This is a genomic window from Variovorax raffinosi (genome assembly GCF_051216615.1).
Classification (GTDB): domain Bacteria; phylum Pseudomonadota; class Gammaproteobacteria; order Burkholderiales; family Burkholderiaceae_C; genus Variovorax.
The window spans coordinates 646,464-662,912 of the sequence record NZ_JBPJZR010000001.1 but is presented as its reverse complement, the minus strand read 5'-3'; the positions used below and the strand labels follow the sequence as shown (position 1 = coordinate 662,912).

The 16,449-nt window shown below is 68.3% G+C and carries 15 protein-coding genes; 8 read left to right on the top strand and 7 right to left on the bottom strand.

Annotated elements, in window-relative coordinates:
• The first annotated feature begins 38 nt into the window (after positions 1 to 38).
• The 7 genes from ACSFB7_RS03120 (at position 39) to ACSFB7_RS03090 (ending at position 8,408) form a co-directional block, all read left to right on the top strand.
• Positions 39 to 716, top strand: a complete 678-nt coding sequence (locus ACSFB7_RS03120; protein ID WP_435466951.1) for an energy-coupling factor ABC transporter permease — start codon at positions 39 to 41, stop codon at positions 714 to 716.
• 140 nt (positions 717 to 856) lie between these two features.
• Complete coding sequence (gene cobW / locus ACSFB7_RS03115) at positions 857 to 1,921, top strand: cobalamin biosynthesis protein CobW (protein ID WP_435466949.1); 1,065 nt, start codon at positions 857 to 859, stop codon at positions 1,919 to 1,921.
• Positions 1,922 to 1,925: 4 nt separating this feature from the next.
• Entirely contained in the window at positions 1,926 to 5,744 is a 3,819-nt protein-coding gene (gene cobN / locus ACSFB7_RS03110) for a cobaltochelatase subunit CobN (protein ID WP_435466947.1), read from the top strand.
• Positions 5,741 to 6,829: a magnesium chelatase ATPase subunit I gene (locus ACSFB7_RS03105; protein WP_435466945.1), complete on the top strand. Its 1,089-nt coding sequence runs from the start codon at positions 5,741 to 5,743 to the stop codon at positions 6,827 to 6,829. The genes cobN and ACSFB7_RS03105 overlap by 4 nt, the downstream gene beginning before the upstream one ends.
• A gap of 116 nt (positions 6,830 to 6,945) precedes the next feature.
• A complete protein-coding gene (locus tag ACSFB7_RS03100) occupies positions 6,946 to 7,479 on the top strand; it encodes a vWA domain-containing protein (RefSeq protein WP_435468062.1) in 534 nt (177 codons plus the stop codon).
• 129 nt (positions 7,480 to 7,608) lie between these two features.
• Positions 7,609 to 8,016: a RidA family protein gene (locus ACSFB7_RS03095; protein ID WP_435466943.1), complete on the top strand. Its 408-nt coding sequence runs from the start codon at positions 7,609 to 7,611 to the stop codon at positions 8,014 to 8,016.
• A 53-nt stretch (positions 8,017 to 8,069) separates the two neighbouring features.
• Positions 8,070 to 8,408: a DUF1090 family protein gene (locus tag ACSFB7_RS03090; RefSeq protein ID WP_435466941.1), complete on the top strand. Its 339-nt coding sequence runs from the start codon at positions 8,070 to 8,072 to the stop codon at positions 8,406 to 8,408.
• 11 nt (positions 8,409 to 8,419) lie between these two features.
• Here the strand turns inward: ACSFB7_RS03090 and ACSFB7_RS03085 are convergent, their stop codons facing one another.
• The 7 genes from ACSFB7_RS03085 to ACSFB7_RS03055 all read right to left on the bottom strand — a co-directional run bounded on the left by ACSFB7_RS03085 (position 8,420) and on the right by ACSFB7_RS03055 (position 15,277).
• On the bottom strand, positions 8,420 to 8,956 hold the full coding sequence (locus ACSFB7_RS03085; protein ID WP_435466939.1) for an SET domain-containing protein: 537 nt from the start codon (positions 8,954 to 8,956) through the stop codon (positions 8,420 to 8,422).
• On the bottom strand, positions 8,953 to 9,807 hold the full coding sequence (locus tag ACSFB7_RS03080) for a GNAT family N-acetyltransferase (protein WP_435466937.1): 855 nt from the start codon (positions 9,805 to 9,807) through the stop codon (positions 8,953 to 8,955). Before ACSFB7_RS03080 ends, ACSFB7_RS03085 begins: the two co-directional genes overlap by 4 nt.
• A gap of 39 nt (positions 9,808 to 9,846) precedes the next feature.
• A complete protein-coding gene (locus ACSFB7_RS03075; protein ID WP_435466935.1) occupies positions 9,847 to 11,070 on the bottom strand; it encodes a GAF domain-containing sensor histidine kinase in 1,224 nt (407 codons plus the stop codon).
• 46 nt (positions 11,071 to 11,116) lie between these two features.
• Positions 11,117 to 12,070 (bottom strand): ABC transporter substrate-binding protein, encoded by a 954-nt coding sequence (locus ACSFB7_RS03070; RefSeq protein ID WP_435466933.1) that lies wholly within the window; start codon positions 12,068 to 12,070, stop codon positions 11,117 to 11,119.
• Between the two features lie 22 nt (positions 12,071 to 12,092).
• On the bottom strand, positions 12,093 to 12,944 hold the full coding sequence (locus ACSFB7_RS03065) for a PA4780 family RIO1-like protein kinase (RefSeq protein ID WP_187109441.1): 852 nt from the start codon (positions 12,942 to 12,944) through the stop codon (positions 12,093 to 12,095).
• On the bottom strand, positions 12,941 to 14,044 hold the full coding sequence (locus ACSFB7_RS03060) for a GNAT family N-acetyltransferase (RefSeq protein ID WP_435466930.1): 1,104 nt from the start codon (positions 14,042 to 14,044) through the stop codon (positions 12,941 to 12,943). The genes ACSFB7_RS03065 and ACSFB7_RS03060 overlap by 4 nt, the downstream gene beginning before the upstream one ends.
• A 345-nt stretch (positions 14,045 to 14,389) precedes the next feature.
• A complete protein-coding gene (locus tag ACSFB7_RS03055; protein ID WP_435466929.1) occupies positions 14,390 to 15,277 on the bottom strand; it encodes a LysR family transcriptional regulator in 888 nt (295 codons plus the stop codon).
• A gap of 123 nt (positions 15,278 to 15,400) precedes the next feature.
• On the opposite strand from ACSFB7_RS03055, the gene argC reads away from it, so the two are divergent.
• Complete coding sequence (argC, locus tag ACSFB7_RS03050; RefSeq protein ID WP_435466927.1) at positions 15,401 to 16,333, top strand: N-acetyl-gamma-glutamyl-phosphate reductase; 933 nt, start codon at positions 15,401 to 15,403, stop codon at positions 16,331 to 16,333.
• The last annotated feature ends 116 nt before the right edge of the window (positions 16,334 to 16,449 follow it).

The window sequence follows — 16,449 nt, the reverse complement described above, 5'->3', positions numbered from 1 at the left end:
TCAACTTTCGCACTGCGGTGCAATTCAGGAGGTGCCAGATGCACATCGAACCAGGTCTCGTCGACGGATCCAAGATATTCCTCAGCTACGCGACCGCGGCGGCTGCGCTCGCCTACACGGGCAAGGTGGCCTTCGACACCTTGATGAAAGACGGCCCGGCCGCCCTGGTGTTGCGCTCGGCCATTGCCGTGGCGCTGGTGTTCTGCTTCTTCGAAGTGCTGCCGCATCACCCCGTGGGTGTGTCAGAGGTGCACCTGATCCTTGGCACGACGCTGCTGCTGGTGTTCGGGCTGGCGCCCGCGTCCATCGGCCTGGCGGGCGGCTTGCTGATCCAGAGCCTGTTCTTCGAGCCGCAAGACTTGCCGCAGTACGGCATGAACGTCACCACCTTGCTGGTGCCCCTGTTCGCGACGGCCGCGCTGGCGCAGCGGATCATTCCCAGGGACGTGGCCTATGTGGACCTGAGCTACCAGCAGGCTTTCAAGCTGTCGGTGGCCTACCAGGGCGGCATCGTGGTCTGGGTCGGCTTCTGGGCGCTCTACGGTCGCGGCACCGGCCTTGAGAACATCGGCCAGATCGCCAGCTTCGGCGCTGCCTACATGACCATCGTGCTGGTCGAGCCGCTGGTCGACCTGGGTGTGCTGGCGGCAGCCAAGGCCTGGCGTCGCCTGCAGGGCACGGCTTTTGTCGAACGCCGCTTGTACAGCAGCGTCTGATCCGGGCCCACCTTCACTTTCTCGCGGGCACCCCGATCGCCTTGCGGCGATCGCGTTCGTGCTGATCGCTGGCGGGCCGCCGGGCCCGTGGTTCCCGCTCTTCCGTCTCCTGGCCATCGGCGCCTGAAAGAATCCATTCCATGACCCCAAGCAACGCCAAGATCCCCGTCACCATCGTCACGGGCTTCCTCGGCAGCGGCAAGACCACGCTGCTGCGCCACATCCTCGGCAACGCCGAAGGCCGCCGCATCGCGGTGATCGTCAACGAGTTCGGCGAACTCGGCATCGACGGCGAGATTCTTCGTGGCTGCGGCATCGGCTGCGACGATGAAGGCAACGAGCGCGAAGGCGCGCTGTACGAGCTGGCCAACGGCTGCGTCTGCTGCACCGTGCAGGAAGAATTTTTGCCCGTGATGCTGCAACTGGCCGAGCGCCGCGGCGACATCGATGCCGTGATCATCGAGACCTCGGGTCTGGCGCTGCCCAAGCCGCTGGTGCAGGCCTTCCAGTGGCCGGACATTGCCAACATCTTCACCGTCGATTCGGTGGTCACCGTGGTCGATGGGCCCGCTGCCGATGCGGGCCAGTTCGCAGCGAACCCCGAAGCGGTGGACGAAGCCCGCCGCGCCGATCCCACCCTCGACCATGAATCGCCGCTGCACGAGCTGTTCGAAGACCAGCTCTCGGCCGCCGACCTCGTGGTGCTCAACAAGACCGACCTGATGGACGACGCCGCGCGCATCCGTGTCGAAGCCCTTGTGCGCGAAGAGCTGCCGCCCGAAGTGAAGATCGTCGCAGCGACCGAAGGCAAGCTGCCGCTGGCGCTGCTGCTGGGCCAGGGCCGTGCGGCCGAAGCCACCATCCATCTGCGCGAAAGCCACCACGACCACGAGGAAGACCATGACCACGACGAGTTCGACTCGCTCGTGATCGAGCTGCCTGCAGTGGACCGCGACAGTCTTCTCTCCGTGCTCGGCAAGCTGGTCGAACAGCACGCCATCTACCGTGTGAAGGGCTTCGTCGCGATTCCCGGCAAGCCGATGCGCCTCTTGGTGCAGGGCGTGGGCCGCCGCTTCGACCACCACTTCGACCGCCGCTGGCGCGATGACGAGGCGCAGCGCACGCGCCTGGTGTTCATCGGCGAAGACCTCGATGCGGCAGTGCTGCGCCAGGCGCTGGAGGGCGTGACGGCCGTTCCGGCCTGACCCGATGCACCTGCTGAGCACCCAGCCCGGACGCTTCGTCGAAGACGACAGCGTCGTCACCCGGCTCGACCAGACGCCGGGCGACATCGTGGTGCTCAGCTCAGCCGACACCACGCTCGCGCTGCTCGCCGCCGCGCGCACGGCGCTGGCGTCCACCGACCCCGGCTATCCGTCGCTGCGGCTGGCCAACCTCATGCACCTGCGCCAGCCGGCCTCGCTCGACCTGTATGTCGACGAGGTGCTGCAGCATGCGCGCGTGGTGGTGGTCGATCACCTGGGGGCCGAGTCGGCATGGGCCTATGGCTTGCAGCAGCTCGAGAAGCTGGCCAAGCGCAAGGGCCAGCAGCTCGCGATGTTCTCGGGCGACCTGCAGGAGGACGAAGACCTGCTCGCGCGCGGCACCGCGCCGCGCGAAGTGAGCCGCCAGCTCTGGCAGTACATGCGCAGCGGCGGCGCGGGCAATGCGATGCAGTTCTTGCGCGCGGTGGCTTTCCATGGCCTCAAGCACGGCGAAGCGCCATTGCCGCCGCGCAGCCTGCCGCAGGTGGCGCTGCATGTGCCGCGCGGCCTCATCGACGCGGCCCATTCGGTGGCCGGCATCGACGACCTGCGCGCCGACTGGCATGCGGGCGCGCCGGTGGTGGCGCTGGTGTTCTATCGCTCGCACCTGCTGTCGGGCAACACCGTCGCCTTCGATGCGCTCGCGGCCGCGCTGAGCGCCGAAGGGCTGAACCCGCTGCCCGTCGCGCTCGATTCGCTGAAAGACCCGCTGTGCATGTCCGCATTCCGCGGCCTGTGCAGCGAGCATGACGTGCAGCTCGTGCTCAACACCACCGCCTTCGCCGCGCTGGGGCAGGGCGCGCAGAACGACGAAGGCGAGGCCATCGCACTGGCCGGCGACGCGCCGGTGCTGCAGGTGATCGTGAGCGGCGGCAACCGCGAAGACTGGCTGGCCGACAGCCAGGGTTTGCGCCCGCGCGACATCGCCATGCAGATCGCCTTGCCCGAGATGGACGGCCGCATCATCACGCGCGCCGTGAGCTTCAAGGGCCTGTCGCATCGCTGCGAACTCACGCAGACCGAAGTGGTGAACTACCAGCCCGAGCCCGATCGCATTGCCTTCGTGGCCGAGCTGGCGCGGCGTTGGTGTCGCCTTCGCCGCGTTGCTGCGGCCGACAAGCGCGTCGCGCTGATCCTGGCGAACTACCCCGGCAGCGAAGGGCGCATCGGCAGCGGCGTGGGGCTCGATACGCCGGCTTCGGTCATCGCGATCCTGCAGGCCATGCAGGACGAAGGCTATGCGCTCGGCGAGCCCGATGCATTGCCGGCCGATGGCGATGCGTTGATGCAGAGGCTGCAGGAGGGCATCGCCAACGATCCGGCGCAGTGGGCCGCACGCCCTGCGTGGCAAAGCTACGCGCTGGCCGACTACCGCACCCGCCTCGCGGCCTTGCCCGAGGGCATGGCCGCCGCCATCGATGCTCGCTGGGGCGCGCCCGAGCAAGACCCGATGGTCAGGCAGGGCCGCTTCATGATCGCCGGGCTGCGGCTGGGCCGCGTGTTCGTCGGCATCCAGCCGGCGCGCGCACTGGGCACGCTCGGTGCCGCCGACTACGCGAGCTACCACGACGCCGAGCTGGTGCCGCCGCACAGCTACCTGGCCTTCTACTTCTGGCTGCGCGATGCCTTCGCCATCGATGCGGTGGTGCATGTGGGCAAGCACGGCAACCTCGAATGGCTGCCGGGCAAGAGCATCGCGCTTTCGCAGACCTGCTGGCCCGATGCGATCCTCGGGCCGTTGCCCAACGTTTATCCCTTCATCGTCAACGATCCGGGCGAAGGCGCGCAGGCCAAGCGCCGCACGCAGGCGGTGATCATCGACCACCTGATGCCGCCGCTCACGCGGGCCGAAAACCATGGCCCGATGCAGGATCTGGAACGCCAGGTCGATGAGTACTACGACGCGCTGCTGGTCGACGCGCGGCGCGCCAAGGTGCTGCGCGCGCAGATCCTCGCGGCCGTGCGGGCACAGCATCTGGTCGATGAATTGGACATGCCCGGCGCCGAAGACGATGCCGTGCTGGCGCGTGTCGATGCCTACCTGTGCGAGCTGAAGGAAACGCAGATCCGCGACGGCTTGCATGTGTTCGGCGCCTCGCCGCAAGAGCGCTTGCGGCGCGACACGCTGCTGGCGCTCGCGCGCTATCCGGCGGCGGATGGCGCGGGTGCGAATGCCGGGTTGCTGGGCGCGCTGGCGCGTGACCTGCTGCCGGGTGACAGCTTCGACCCGCTCGACATCGACGCCGCCAAGCCGTGGCAGGGCGCGCGCCCCGCGCTGCTGCAATCGGTCAGCAGCGATCCGTGGCGGCATCAGGGCGACACGCGCGAGCGGTTGGAGCTGCTGGCGCAACGTCTGCTCGAAGAAGGCATTCCCGCCGGCATGCCGCAGACCGCTGCAGTCATGGCGCGCATCGAACAGACCCTCGCACCAGCGCTCGATGCCTGCGGCGCGCAAGAACTGCTGCAACTCTCCCGTGCCCTGCAAGGCCGCTTCGTGCCATCCGGCCCGAGCGGATCGCCCTCGCGCGGCCGCCCCGACGTGCTGCCGACCGGCCGCAACTTCTACGCGGTCGATACCCGCGCCATCCCCACGCCCACGGCCTGGATGCTCGGCCTCAAGTCCGCCGCGCAACTGGTCGAACGCCACATGCAGGAGCATGGCGACTACCCGGTGGCGATGGGCCTGTCGGTCTGGGGCACGGCCACCATGCGCACCGGCGGCGACGATCTGGCGCAGGCCTTCGCGTTGATCGGTGTGCGGCCCAAGTGGGCGCCGGGCAGCCAGCGCGTGGTCGATTTCGAGGTGCTGCCGACCGTCGGGCTCGGGCGTCCGCGCATCGACGTCACGCTGCGCATCTCGGGCTTCTTTCGCGATGCCTTTCCCAATGCGGTGCAGATGTTCGACGCGGCCGTACAGGCCGTCGCATCGCAGGAAGACGAAGACGCCGAGCGCAACCCGATCCGCGCCCGCATCCTGCGCGAAGCCGCCGCGCTCGAAGCGCAAGGCCAGACGCCCGAGGCCGCGCGCCTGCAGGCCGGCTGGCGCGTGTTCGGCTCGGCACCGGGCAGCTACGGCTCGGGCCTGCAGCCGCTGTTCGACCACGGCGACTGGCAGACTGACGACGACCTCTCCAAGGCCTACGTCGGCGGCAGCGCCCATGCCTACGGGCAGGGCAGCGACGGCGTTCCAGCCGCCGATGCGCTGGTGCGCCGCCTGCGCACCATGAACGTCGTCATGCAGAACCAGGACAGCCGCGAGCACGACCTGCTCGACTCCAACGACTACTACCAGTTCCAGGGCGGCATGGCCGCTGCCGTGCGCCACCTGAGCGGCCAGCAGCCGGCCATGTACCACGGCGACCACGGCAACCCGCAGGCACCGCGCGTGCGCACGCTGAAGGAAGAAATCAGCCGCGTGATCCGCTCGCGGGTGGTCAATCCGAAGTGGATCGATGGCGTCAAGCGCCACGGCTACAAGGGCGCCTTCGAGATGGCGGCGACTGTCGATTACCTCTTCGGCTTCGACGCCACCGCGCGCGTGGTTGGCGACCACCAATACGCGATGGTGGCCGACGCCTACGTGCTCGATGCCGGCACCCGCGACTTCGTGAACGCGCACAATCCGCGCGCGCTGCACGACATGCTCAGCCGCCTGCTCGAAGCCATGCAGCGCGGCCTGTGGCAGTCGCCCGGCGCGTACAAAGAACAGCTTGAAAACCTGCTGCTCGATCACGAGCAGCAGATGGAAGGATCGACCCGATGACCACTGCCGCGCCCATGCCGGTGCCTTTTCCCTTCGCCGCGATTGCCGGCCAGCCGCAGTTGCGTCAGGCGCTGCTGCTGGCGGCGGTCGATCCCGGTCTTGGCGGCGTGCTGATCGAAGGTCCGCGCGGCACGGCCAAGACCACTGCAGCGCGTGCATTGGCCGAGCTGCTGCCCGGCGCGCCCTTCGTCACGCTGCCGCTGGGCGCCAGCCTCGAAAGCCTCGTGGGCACGCTCGACCTCGGCCACGCACTGGCAGGCCATGAACTGAAGTTCGCGCCCGGCCTGCTGGCGCGCGCGCATGGCGGCGTGCTCTATGTGGACGAAATCAACCTGCTGCCCGATGCGCTGATCGACTCGCTGCTCGATGCGGCGGCGAGCGGCGTCAACGTGGTCGAGCGCGACGGCATCTCGCACCGGCATGCCGCGCGCTTCGTGCTGGTCGGCACCATGAACCCGGAAGAGGGCACCTTGCGCCCGCAACTGCTGGACCGCTTCGGGCTGTGCGTGCATCTGCGCAATATCGAGAATGCGGCCGAGCGGCAGGCCATCGTGCGCGCGCGGCTTGCGTTCGACGTTGACCCGCAGGGCTTTCGCGCGACGCATGCGTCGGCCGAAGCCGAGCTTGCGGCTGCGCTGGTCCGTGCGCGCGCCGTCGTGGCCGATGCATCAGCCTTGCCTTATGGCGATGCGGTGCACGAGGCGGTCGGCGCGCTGTGCATCGAAGCGGGCGTGGATGGATTGCGTGCCGACCTCGTGATGCTGCGTTCGGCCCGTGCGCTGGCCGCATGGGACGGCACAACAGCCATCACGACCGACCACGTGCAGCGCGTGGCCGAGGCGGTGTTGCTGCATCGTCGCAAGCCCGAAGCGGCCGGTACGCACGCTGCTGTCGCGCCGGCACCAGCGCCTTCTTCGCAAGCCACCGGCAACGCACCGAACCACCAAGCGACAGGCAACGGCAGCGCCGGCGAACAGGACTGGGGCGCCATGCCGCCCGAGCCCGTCGGCATCGAACGCGTGAAGCCGCTGCGGCCGCTGATTCCGTCGCAGACGCCTTCGCAGGCCGCCCCAAAAAAAGCCTGAGCCTCCGGGACGCCGCACCCGCTGGCGCACGCCAGGGTGACCGGAGGCAGGGCACGCAAAGGGACGCCTGGCATGGCGCTGCAGCCAAAGGCACGGCCTTCGACTGGCCGCGCACGCTGGTCGCCCGTGGCGCGGACGCTTTGCGCGCGGAGCATCTGCGGCACCGGCCGCAACAGGCGCGCAGCGGTGCGCTGCACTGCTTCCTGCTCGATTGCTCGGCCTCGATGCGCAACGACGGCAACCTCGCGCGTGCCAAAGGCCTGCTGCTCGCGCTGATGCAAGAGGCGTATCAGCGCCGCGACCACGTCGCGTTGCTGTGCTTTGCCGGCGACGTGGTCGAACTGCGCCTGTCGCCGCGCCGCGCAAGCGCCTGGAACGACGACTGGATCGCGCCCATCGGCGCCGGTGGCGGCACGCCGCTCGCGCTGGGCGTGGAGCGTGCCGAGCAACTGCTGGTTCGCAGCGAGGCCCGGCAACGCTGGCTGTGGCTGCTGACCGACGGCCGCACCAGCGAAAACCCCGCACGGCCCGAAGCCGCCGATGTGGCGTGCGTGGTGGACTTCGAGGCGGCGCGCATTCCGCTGCACCGCGCGCAGCAGTTGGCCGAACGCTGGCAGGCGGGCTACCTGGTCGCCGACCGGGCGAGTTGAAGCACAGGCATCGACCGCGCGTCTTCGGGCGCATCGATCGGCCTTCGCGCCAAAAGCTCATCTGCCGTAGGGCTAAGCGGTGCGCGCCTTCCCTTCGATACTGCCGCCGAACCAACCCAAGGAAACGACATGGCAGCAACAAGGCGCGTGGTGCGCGAAGGCGCGTTCAGGAAAATCATTGCCGACGGTGTGCAGGTGGGCGACACCATCTACCTGTCCGGTCAGGTGAGCGTGGACGGCGAGGGCCGGACCATCGGTGCCGGCGACACGGCCGCGCAACTGCGGCAGGCCTACAGCAACGTCCGCACGGTACTCGAATCCTTCGGCGCGACCATGGACGACATCGTGGACGAAACGCTTTTCGTGACCGACATCGAGGGCTTCCTTGCCGATGCCGATGGCCTGTTCGCCTTGCGCGCGGGAATGTTCGGCGGCGAGCCTCAGATCTCGCAGACGCTGGTCGAGGTGTCGCGCCTGGGCAGCGCCGACTGGCTGCTCGAGATCAAGTGCATCGCAAGAACAACTGCTGCAGCCTGAAGGCCTGAAGGGCTGAAGGACTTTTCTGCCGGTGAGTTCGAGTACCGTACGGCATGCGTCTGAAACCCTGCTTCCTGGCCCTTGCATTGACCCTGCTGGCAATGCCCGCCTTCGCGCAATCCGCGCCGCCGGTGGACGCTGCTGGCGATTGCAAGGCGCAGGAAGCGGCGCTCGAGAGCGACATGGATCTGGCCCGCTCCAGGGGCCAGATGCTGCGCCGGCGGGAACTGGCCGATGCATTGAGCGCGTTGCAGGCGCGTTGCAATGCGCCGCCGCCCACCCAGAGCAAGGCAGCCCGCATCGACAAGCTGGAACAGGAAATCAAGGCGCTGCGCCTGGAGCTGGACCGCGCCGAGACTCAACTGCGCAGCCTGAAGAGCGAGCCGTCCTGACGACGGCTGCCTTACGACACGAGCGTGCTGAAAGGCGTGGCCTGGTCTGAAGGCGCCGCCGCCGAGCCGTCTTTTTCCGCCGCCGCGTCTTCAGGCGCCAGCATCGTCCCTCGGCAGTTCGGCGAGCCGCAGTGGCAGGGGTACTTCGATGGCGGCGAGCCGTCGTCCGCCGTCAGCGAATAGTCGATGAACAGCTCGTCGCCCGCATCCACCGAAACCAGCGTCTGGAACTTGAGCACCAACTCGCCCGCATCGTCGTATTCCTCGACGGCCTCGCAATTCGGCTCGCACGAATGGTTGAGGTGGCGGGTGGCGTTGCCGCCCTTGGCGCCGTCGATGGTTTCCTGGTTCGTCAGCGTGAACAGGTAGGTGAGCTGGTCGTCCCAGACCTTGGTGGCGATTTCCTGCTTCGAGTAACGGCGGCCTTCATAAAGGCCGAGAAAGGCTTCGGGCGGCAGGTCGCGCGTGGCGAAGGCGCCGAGGCCGTGGACGCCGCTGGGGCCCACCCGGACGAAAGGCGTGGACGAGGTTTGCTTGCGATGCTTCATGTGGGGGACGGGGCGTTGTTGCCTGATTGGAGGGGCAACGCCATTTCGATCTGACGGATGACAGTGGTCGCGCCGCGCGCGATCACTGCGTTGGAAAGGGGGCTGTGCACGGGCTCGTCGACCAGCCGCCAGCGGGTGCCGGCGCGTGCGATGGCCAGTGCGTCGAGCAGGCCGTGGGCAGCGGCTTCGTCGATGGCGGCTGCGTCGAACAGCGTGCCCTGGGCGTCGCCGGTCGGCGCCATGACGGCATAGCCGACGACCTCCGTGCCGCGCCGCATGCCGAGCGTGATCGCGCCTTCGTTGGCGATGGCATCGCGCACGGTCGGCAGTTCGCGTCGCCATGTGGGGCGCGACAGTGCGCTGCAGGCGTCGTGAATGGCTGCGAGTTCCGCTGCGTCGAGCGTGCCTTCGATGGCGGCTGCGCGTGCTTCAAGGGCCCATTCAAGAACGTCGAGCGTTCGTGCCTCCTCGAAGCCGGCCTGCCGGTAGAGCACGCGGGCCGGGTTCTGTTCGATGACTTCGAGAAAGGCCTGGTCGATGCGCGCCGCCGAAAAGGCGCCGATCTGCGCTTCGATGAGTTGCCTGGCCAGCCCTTGCCGCCGGTGCGTGCTCGCGATGCCGAAGCCCGCGAGATAGGCGCGCCCCTGCCTGCGGCCGGCCAGCGAAATGCCGCAGGCCACGCCGTCGACCACGGCAACGCGGGACAGCGCCAGGTCGACTTCGCCGCGCCGCAGGTGCCGCTCGAAGCGTTGCCTGTCGAAGGAGATGGGAACGAAGTAACCCTCGTAGGCCTGGTTCCAAAGCGCGGTGAGTTCGTCGCGCGTGAAGTCCGTGGCGGGGACGAGCGCCATGCCAGTCTTGTTCATTGCCTGCTGTGAATGGATGTGAGGTCAGGCGACCGGCAGGGTCGCCACGAAACAGGTGCCGTCGGCCACGGACGAAGTGACTTCCAGCGTGCCGCCGTGGGCAGCGACGATTTCCGCGCAGATGTACAGGCCAAGTCCCAGCCCACCACCCGGCTTGCTGTTCTCGGGCCGCCAGTAAGGCAGGAAGATCTTCGGCAGGTCGTCGGGGGAAATCGGCGTGCCGCCGTTGGACACCGAGAGATTCAGCCAGTCGCCCGCGACAGCGGCGCGCACGACGATGGGCACGTCTTGCCCGCCATGCGCCACGGCATTGCCGAGCAGGTTCGACAGCACTTGCTGCACGCGCCCCGGGTCGCAGCGCACCACGCCGTTGATCGAGAGTTCATCGCGAATGTCCAGCGTCGGGTTGGCGGCCCGCACTTCGTCGATCACATCCTTGAGCCCCGAGGCCAGGAAGTCGACCTCGCGCAACACCAGGCCCATGCCCGAGCCCAGCCGCACGCGCGCGAAGTCGAGCACGTCGTCGATCAGCCCCGACATGCGGCGGGTGCTCGACTTGAGCCGCGTGCCGAGCTTGACGAGGTCGGGCTCCGCCTGGCGGCGGATCAGCAGTTCGGCCGCCGCGCCCACCGAAGACAGCGGATTGCGCAGGTCATGCCCGAGCACCGCGATGAACTGCTCGCGCAGCTCGGCCGTGGCGCGTTCGGACTGCAGGGCCGATTCGGTGCGCTCCTGCCGGTCTTCGTTTTCGAGCTGGCGCGCGATCAGGTCGGCGAAGGCGGTGAACATCGCCACGACACGCGGGTCCGACACCGCGGCGGGCCGGGGGTCGATGGCGCACAGGTTGCCGAAGTACTCGCCGTTGGTGTGGATGATGGGCACCGAGATATAGCTCTCGATGTTGTACGTGCGCGGCGTGTGGTGGTTGAAGTACACCGGGTCGGTGCTGGCGTGGTCGATCACCACCGGCAGGCGGGCGGCGCGCGATTCCTTGCACAGCGTGGACTCCACCTTGAGCTGGCCGCCGGGCTTCAGGCCGAACTGGATGGTGTCTTCCACCGCGCAGGCGGTCCAGGTGCCGTCGGTCACGCGGGCCACGGCGGCAAAGCCCATGCCGGTGTTCTGGCAGATGATCTTGAGCAGCGTGGGCACCGCGCTGATGCGCCCGACGGCGGCGACGTCCCGCGCGATGGCCTCGTCGGTGTCGACGAGGGCGACAGGCGCGAGAGGGGCGGAGGCGGGTTTCAAGGTTCGGGAATGGTACGTCAGGGGTTGCGCCGTGGGCGGAACGTGGTCAAGGCTTCGGGTCGCCCAGCGACGCCAGGCAGCCCACGATGGCATCGGCCGCCTCGTCCAGCCGTGGGCCGGGCCGCATCATCAGATCGAAGCGCGCCGAGGCAAAGCTGCAGACCCGGCCGCGCTTGATGGCGGACATGGCCGACCAGCCGGGCCGCGCGGCCATGGCCGAGATTTCGCCGAGCGCCGAGACCATCAGCACATCCGGGTCGGCGCGCACCACGAATTCGGGGCTCATCTTCGGGAAGGGCCCGAGCGTGCCGGGCACGGCGTTGGCAAGGCCGAGGCGGGCCAGGGTTTCGCCGATGAAGGAGCTTTCGCTCGCTGCAGCGACGCCGCCGTGCACCTCGAAGTACACGCGCCGTCCCTGCCAGCTGGCGGGCACGCGCGCACGGGCCGCGTCGAGCCCGGCATCGAGCTTGCGCCAGAAGGCTTCGCCGGCGCCGGGGCGGCCGGTGGCGCGGGCCACGGTTTCCATCACGCGGCGCATGTCGGCATGGGTCTTGGCGTCGAGCGCCAGCACCTTGATGCCCAGGCGTTCCAGCGGTTCGGCGGCGCGGCTGCGCGGACGCAGCAGCACCAGGTCGGGCCTGAGCGCGACGATGCGCTCGATGTTCGCGTCGTCGATGCCGCCCACCTGCGGCAGGCCCTTCACCGAGGCCGGCCAGTTGGCATGGCGGTCGATGCCCACCAGCCGGTCGCAGGCATCGAGCGCGCAGACGGTCTCGGTGAGCGAGGGCATCAGCGACACGATGCGTTTGGCAGGTGCCTGCAATTCGAGCGTGGTGCCACGGTCGTCGTCGAGGCGGATCGCGGCGGCGGCCGCATGCGCCGAGCCGAAGCCCAGCGCCACGAAGGCGGCTGCCTTCGCGATCCGTCGAACGGCGGTGGAGAGCGGCTGGCGCCCGGGCTGTGGTTGCGGGCTGGGGTTCGGCAGGGCAGAGGCGTTCATCGGACGGGCGTTGGAGGCCCGCCTATTGTCGCGGCGTCTGCATGCGCACCAGCCGCGCCGCTTCTTCCATGCGCGCGTCGTCCACTTCGCGCAGCACGTTGCTCAGGTCGACCGGGCCGGTCTCGCGCACGAAGCTGCCCGTGAGTTCCGTTTCGGGGCGCAGCAGGCCGCGTTCGTACAACTGCCAGATCTCGTCGCCGTAGTGCGTCTTCAGCAGTGCGGGCGCGAACTGGCCGAAGAAGTTGCGCAGGTTCTCGACATCGCGCAGCAGCATGCGTTTGGCGTGGTTGTTGCCGGCGGCGTCCACGGCCTGCGGCAGGTCGATGATGACCGGGCCGTCTTCGGCCAGCAACACGTTGAACTCCGACAAGTCGCCGTGCACGACGCCGGCGCCCAGCATGCGCATCACTTCCTTCAGCAGGCTGGCGTGGTGCCGCACTGCGTCTTCGGGCGTGAAGACCACGTCGTTCAGGCGCGGCGCGGCATCGCCGTTGGCGTCGGTCACCAGGTCCATCAGCAGCACGCCTTCAAGGAAGTTGTGCGGCGTCGGCACGCGCACGCCGGCGGCGGCCAGGCGGTAGAGCGCATCGACCTCGGCGCTTTGCCAGATGGCCTCGGTCACCTTGCGGCCGAAGCGCGTGCCCTTGGCCATGGCGCGCGCCTCGCGCGTGTTCTTGACGCGGCGGTTCTCGGTGTAGTCGACGGCCTGGCGAAAGCTGCGCTTGTCGGCTTCCTTGTAGACCTTGGCGCAGCGCGTTTCTTCGCCGCAGCGCACGACGTAGACCATCGCTTCCTTGCCGCTCATGAGCTGGCGCACCACGCTGTCGATCAGGCCTTCGTCGATCAGCGCCTGCAGTCTCTGGGGTGCTTTCATTGGTGGGCCTCCTGTTCCCGTGAAGCCAGCAGGCGGCTCGAGAGGTAGGCCCTCAGGCTTTCCGTGCCGATCTGGTAGACCCCATCATGCCTGTAGGGGACAAAGCCCAATTGGTGGTTGATTGCGAGCATGGGGGCGTTGACCTCTGCGTTGTTGGTGATGGCCATGGCGACCTGCGGATGGCGTTCGTGCACGAGCCGCAGCATGGCGGCCTTCACGGCCTTGGCCAGGCCCTTGCCGCGCCAGGGACGGGCGACCGCCGTGAGGGCCTGCCACATGCGGTCGGGAAGGCGCGGATTCCAGCTGGCGTCGCACACGGCGGCCAGCTCGTCGCCATCGAGCAGGAGCACGAGGAAGTGCTCGCCGCCGCGAAGATCGAGATCGGCATACCACGCGAGAAATCCCTCCAGCTCATAGCGCATCGGGCCCCGGGCGAGTGCGGTGGTCGGGGCATCTTCGAGCAGCGCTGACAGGGGCTCCATCAGCGCCTGAAGACGCTCGATCGGGACGCGGCCCACGTGGACCTCGGTGCGCAGGCCGGGGCTCGCGGCAAGAGCCTGCGCCTGCCATCGGTCCAGCGCGTCCCAGTCGAGACCGTCGAAAGGCAGGCGGTTCTCGATGGCGCGGTGCTTCTCGGCCGCACCGATGGCCCGCAGGAAGGCGTGCCCTTCGGGCTGGTGTGCCCTGAGGGTTGCCGTGGTCTTGGCCTGCGTTTCCATCAGCGTCAGCAGCGCGCGCAGCAGCGTGCTCGCAACGCCTTGCCGCCGATGGGGGCGCAGCACGCCGCCCCAGGCCTCGACGAAAGGCGAGAGAGCTTCCCAATCGGGCGTGCCCTCCCGGCGCGTGCTCATGCTCACGCTGCCGATGAAGCGGCCGTGTTCGTCGGTGGCCATCACGCGGTGCACGACGTGCAAGGGCGTGGGCCGCAGCACGTTGAGCCGCGTATCGGCGTCGCTGACCGTGGGGTCGCCGGGAAAGTCTTCGCCATTGCGAAGGCGCCAGTAGCCCAGGAAGTTGTCCCACTGCGCCTCGGACGCGCACGGGGGATCGAAAACAGTGGTTGCGCAATGCCGCGAATGCGCGGCACGTTGTTCAAGCATGGTGAGCCTTGATTCGGAAATGAACGGATCGCGGCCAGCACGAGGTCGTGCGGGCGGCAACGTTGGAATCGGTGGCGGTTTGTCGCGGCGGCGAAGTGGCCGCGAGGCTCGGACCGGGAGCGCCCGTCAGGGGCGCGCGCTACGCAGGGAGTGCGTCAGCAGTCAGTGCCGAGGATGCACGACAAACCGTAGAGGAGTGGGGGCATGAATTGCAGTGTTTTCCATCGCGCACCTCCGGTCTGGGTTGTTTGTCGAGGCGTCGACTGTAGCGGGGATGCCGCGTGCTGTGAAGCGTGGTGTGGTGTTTTGGTGCACGCGCCTGCATCGATGCAGGTTCACGCGGATTCACGCCTGGCGCTGCTGCCACAGCACGTCCAGCACATGCTGCGTGGCTTTCTCGATGGCGCCCGCATGGTGGGCAATGGCCAGCGGTCGCCACAGCGCGGGGCGCAGCGCCAGCATGCGCACGCGCGGGTTCGTTTGCGCGGCATCCAGTGCCTCGTGCGGCAGCAGCGTGGCGCCGTAGCCGGCGGCCACCAGGCTCTTGATGGCGTCGTTGTAGTTGAGCTGGATGCGCGCCGTGGGCTGCTCGCCCGCCAGCGCGAACCATTCGCTGGTCAGTCGCGAGAGGCTGGTGCCCTTGTCGTTGAGGATGAGCGGCTGGCGCGCCAGCCAGTGCGGCGTGGCCCGCGCGGGCGACTGCCACTGGGCCGGCACGAAGGCCATGACCGGATCGCGGCGCCAGGGCACCACCCGCACGCCGACTGCGGGCGACTGCGGCAAGGCCACCAGCCCCACGTCCAGCGTGCCGCCGGCCAGGCGGGCCATGGTGTCCTGCGAGGTCAGTACCGCCACCTGCACGTCGATGCCCGGGTGCTGGCGGCCCAGCACCTCCAGCGCCTGCGGCAGCAGGTGGGCGATGGCCCCGGTGGAGGCGCCCAGCCGCACGCGGCCGGCTAGGCCTTGCACCTGGCGCTGCACCACGGCCAGCGTTTCATCGGCGTCCGCCAGCAGGCGTTGGGCGCGCTGCACCAGCGCCTCGCCCACGCCGGTGGTGCGCACCTCGCCGCGCTTGCGCAGCAGCAGCGGGGCGCCCACCTGGGCTTCCAGGTCGGCCACGTGCAGGCTCACCGTGGGCGCTGCCAAGTGCAGCACGCGGGCGGCTTCGGCAAAGGAACCCAGCTCGGCAATGGTGACGAGGGTCCGCAATCGATCCAGGTTCAGTTCGCGCATGTGGTTCAGAAATTCTGACGCTGAAGGTTATGAAATTCAACTTTTCAAATTCTAGGGCGCATCGCAATATCAGGCTCTTCTTCGATTGCCTTCCGTTTCAACGCACGACCAGGAGCACCCCGCATGAGCGCACCGCTTGTTTTCATCGATGGCGACCAGGGCACCACCGGCCTGCAGATCCATGAGCGCCTGAACGGCCGTACCGACCTGCGCCTGTTGACCTTGCCGGTGGACGAGCGCAAGAACCCGCAGCGTCGGGCCGAAGCCATCAACGCCTGCGACATCGCCGTGCTGTGCCTGCCCGACGGGCCCGCGCGCGAAGCGGCGGCCTCCATCACCAACCCCGCGGTGCGCGTGATCGACGCAAGCTCTGCTCATCGCACCGATGCGGGGTGGGTCTACGGTTTCCCCGAGATGGGCGACGGCCAGGCCGAGCGCATTGCCAACGCTCACCGGGTGACGAACCCTGGCTGCTACCCCACAGGCGCGATTGCGCTGCTGCGCCCGCTGGTGAAGGCCGGGTTGCTGCCTGCGGACCACCCGATTGCGATTCACGCAGTGTCGGGGTACTCCGGTGGCGGGCGGGCTCGTGTGGAGGAACACGAAGCGCCCGGTGCCAATGCGCCGGCCTTCCAGGTCTATGGCCTGCGCCTGGCGCACAAGCACACGCCCGAGATCGAGCGGTATGCGGGGCTGTCGGCGCGTCCGTTCTTCCTGCCTGCGTATGGATCGTTCCGTCAGGGGATCGTGCTCACCATTCCCCTGCAACTGCGCATGCTGCCTGCTGGTACCAGTGCAGAGCAGTTGCATCAATGTCTGCAGCAGCACTACGCGGGCCAGCCGCATGTGGAGTTGATGGGGCTGGCAGAAGCCGAGGCGGCTGAGCATCTGAGTCCCGAAGCGCTGAACGGCACCAACCAGTTGCGCCTTTCCGTGTTTGCCAATGCACAGCATGGGCAGGTGCTGCTGACTGCCGTGTTCGACAACCTGGGCAAGGGGGCTTCGGGGGCGGCTGTGCAGAATCTTGATCTGATGCTGCGGAGCGTGGTTCGCTGAGTTTCACGCTGTTGTTCAGGGCGACGCTCCCGCCGACACGGTGCTCTTTTTCGCGAATGTCCCCCGCTTCGCTCCTCCTTTATTTCGCGAAAAAGAGCCCCGTATCGACGTGAGCG